Below are 2643 nucleotides of genomic sequence, written 5' to 3'. Positions count from 1 at the left end.
AATTCGTTAATCCAATGAAAACCTCTTTTCATAAGATAAAACTCATTCTTATCCTTTATCTTAAAATCAATCCTAATGCTATCTTTACCTTTGGTTCCAGTAAAAACCAAAACACTATCCCTTAACTCGTATTGGAAGTTAAAGGTTGAAGATTCTTTGAATGGTTTTATTTGAATTGTGGTGTTTATGGTATCCACTACACTTTCTGCATAAAGAATATCGCCATTCATTTTGGTTATGTTGGAACTGTATCTATCGACTATAAATCTTCGCCATCTATTTTTGTCGGTCAACAACGGTTCAATAGTATCATTGTTCACGACAAAAGTTTCAACTTCGTAAATTCCATATAGACTGGGCATCTCTGCTTTTCTCCCATGCTTATATTGGTTACTATAATTATTTGTAACCATTACCGAAGTGATAAATAGAATGACAAAGCCTTTCACAAAAAGACCGAGTTTAACATATCTCCTGTTTTTAAAGTATGGTTCTATTTTATTGGCAGGAACCGGCTTGTTCAAAACGAAAAAATTCAAAAGTCCCATAATGTCCTTTGATAGTATAATTATGGACAGTATTACCAAATGAAATGAGAAGAGCTTTACAGGCACATCGTAACTCATGTTCAAGACAAAAACATTGAGCATTATTCCGAACGCTAAAATGGCCCCAAGTCTAGTGGTCTTTCTAAAAAAAAGAAGTACTCCCGCCATAACCTCCATCACACCAGTGAAAATGATGTAAGGAACAGAATATCCCATAAACTTCCATAGTAAACCCATTGGAGAAATTTCACCAAATGGCCTTAACATATCGGTAAGACCAGGTTCCCAAAATTGATTAGGAAACACTTTGGCAAGACCATAGGTCAACATTGTGAATGCCAAATAATAACGGATATAAACGGCAGCAAACCTTTTAATTCTTCCAAAGAAATCCCTTGCCCTATCAAAAATGAGCCAAATCGTTGCAATAATAACCGAAATTGCTCCTTGCACAAGAAGTTTAAAAAAATGGTAGCTCGTATCCCCGCTACCATTGACACGTGTAACAATATCACCTTGATAGCCTGCACCGTCCTTTACCAGTAATAAAACCAACCACTGCCAAAACTTATCTACATAAGATGAAATGCTTTCTCCAACTTTGAACGGTAGCCATTCCAAAGGAAATGGAAAGATGTATAAAAAGAAATAGGAAATTAGAAACAGTGTTCCCCAAAAAGTGAAATCATTAAATATCCTCTTCATAGTTTTATGGTCATTGATGGCTAATCTGTGTTTAAATTGGAGAAACTATCCTCTCAAATATAATTATAACTAAATAATTAGTTTAAATATCCTTGTAGGACATACCTATTAACTTCCTGTAGAATCTTTCTGCCCATTTTGTTCCATATGATCAATAAGATTCTGCATGTCCTCCCCTATCTTGTGTTCCAATACCTTTGCATAGATTTGGGTAGTGGACAGTTTGGTATGGCCGAGCAGTTTTGAGACTGTTTCTATTGGGACTCCATTGGACAAGGTTACCGTTGTTGCAAAAGTGTGCCTTGCCGTGTGAAATGTGACCCTTTTATGGATTCCACAGGCTTTACTGATCTCCTTTAGATAGAAATTCACCTTCTGGTTACTGAAAACGGGTAAAAGGATATTGTTGATTTTCCTTTCCGAAGACCCCTCATATTTCTTGATGATTTCCCTTGCCTGAGGCAGCAATGGTATTTTGAGTCTTTCATCGGTCTTCGTCCTCGTGGTAAACAACCAATCATTGCCGTCTATTCCTTTGATAACATGGTCGGGACTAAGTGCTTTTACATCTATATAGGATAGGCCTGTATAGCAGGAGAACAGGAATACATCCTTTGTCTTTTCAACGCCTTGTTTTGTAAAACTGGTTTCTTCTATGAGTCTAAGTTCCCTTTTTGTCAAATGCTCCCTTTGGGCTTTGACAAAATGCAGTTTATAGTTCTCAAAGGGATCCTTTGATACCCATTCCATTCTTACCGCCAACCTTGACATTTTCTTTAGGCGTTCCATGTGCTTCATGGCCCCGTTATTGGTGCACTTGGTTCTTGTCGATGGCCTGTACTTCCTTAGATACTGTTCAAAGTCGGATATAAAACGGTAATTCAATTTTTTGAGCTTTATATCCTCCACACCATATTCCTCCTTTAAAAAGAGATTTATGCACCGTTCGGTAATATGGTAGTTCTTTCTGGTTCCGGAGCGTAATGAGGTGTGCATGGTTCCATTGTGGTAGGCAATCAATTGTTTCAAAGTTTTGCCTCCATCATCTTCCCCAAAGAACCTTGCTTTTATGGCTAATGGAGTTATTACCTTCTCTTCCACCATTAATAGCCTATGGGCCTCATGTAGGCCTGTATAAATATGATCCAGGTACTTGTTAAGGGAAATCACATAACTGGAAAATCCCTTGCCCCTTTTACGGCTATTGTCCCATAAATTAGATTTGATTTCCCGATTTATGCTAAAATCGGTGCGCTCACCGTCGATGGTGATCCTACAATAGACAATCCGGTTCTCGGATTGCACCTTGTGCTTTCTTGTAAAGAAATTGATTGTTAAACGATTGTTTTTCTGCATGTTGTAACCTTTTAGAGTGTTAATACTGTGAAAG

At 37.5% G+C, this 2643-nt stretch carries 2 protein-coding genes; both read right to left on the bottom strand.

Going from position 1 to position 2643, the window contains the following annotated elements; all coding sequences use genetic code 11:
- On the bottom strand, window positions 1–1253 hold a 1253-nt coding region (locus EO132_RS17215; RefSeq protein ID WP_164732375.1), incomplete at its 3' end, for a DoxX family protein.
- A 108-nt stretch (window positions 1254–1361) separates the two neighbouring features.
- The coding region (locus EO132_RS17210; RefSeq protein ID WP_313781237.1) for a site-specific integrase at window positions 1362–2643 on the bottom strand (1282 nt) is incomplete at its 5' end.

This window comes from Flagellimonas oceanensis (genome assembly GCF_003992595.1).
Taxonomy (GTDB): domain Bacteria; phylum Bacteroidota; class Bacteroidia; order Flavobacteriales; family Flavobacteriaceae; genus Flagellimonas; species Flagellimonas oceanensis.
This window is presented reverse-complemented; position numbering and strand designations above follow the sequence as displayed.